1 protein-coding gene is annotated in these 711 nt (G+C 69.3%); it reads left to right on the top strand.

Translation table 11 applies throughout. The annotated features are described in order from the left end of the window. Positions 1-314 precede the first annotated feature (314 nt). Positions 315-711 (top strand): protein kinase domain-containing protein (locus BZY54_RS48790; RefSeq protein ID WP_158104042.1); only part of this gene is annotated, 397 nt, incomplete at its 3' end.

Here is a 711-nt window from a genome sequence, read left to right as displayed (position 1 = left end):
CCCTCCCACGGCAAGTGATCTTGATTGGTCGGCTCTGCCCCCAAAAGTGCCTGGCCGATGCCCGGTGAATGTCCGCTTCGAGCCCGCTTGAGATCGGTCACGTCCGTGCGCGGGCAACCAACCGACCCGAGTCGAGCGTCTTTCCATCGAACATGTACGGCATCGCCTGCGTATGTCGCCGCGTACGCCGCCGCACACGTCGCTCCGGAAGAGCCGCTGGGATGGCGAGGAGCGGCACTACAGTGGTCGGAACACCCCGGGAGGCCCCAGAAGGCGCGGGGAACCAGGCAAGCAAGCAACAGGGAGCGCATGACGTGCGGCCGGTAGGCAGCAAGTACCTCCTGGAGGAGCCGCTCGGACGCGGCGCCACCGGGACCGTCTGGCGAGCCCGCCAGCGAGAGACCGCGGGTGCCGAGGCGGCCGTGCAGGGCCAGCCCGGCGAGACGGTCGCGATCAAGGTGCTCAAGGAAGAGCTGGCGAACGACGCCGACGTCGTGATGCGGTTCCTGCGGGAGCGGTCCGTGCTGCTCCGGCTCACCCACCCGAACATCGTCCAGGTCCGTGACCTGGTCGTCGAGGGCGATCTGCTGGCGCTGGTCATGGACCTCGTCGACGGTCCGGACCTGCACCGCTACCTGCGCGAGAACGGCCCCTTCACCCCGGTCGCCGCGGCGCTGCTCACCGCCCAGATCGCCGACGCGCTCGCCGCCA

Origin of the sequence: Streptomyces carpinensis (assembly GCF_002154505.1) — a bacterium.
In the GTDB taxonomy this organism is placed as follows: Bacteria; Actinomycetota; Actinomycetes; order Streptomycetales; family Streptomycetaceae; genus Streptomyces; species Streptomyces carpinensis.
Note: the sequence above shows the minus strand (reverse complement) of the source record. Positions and strands in the feature narration are given on the sequence as shown.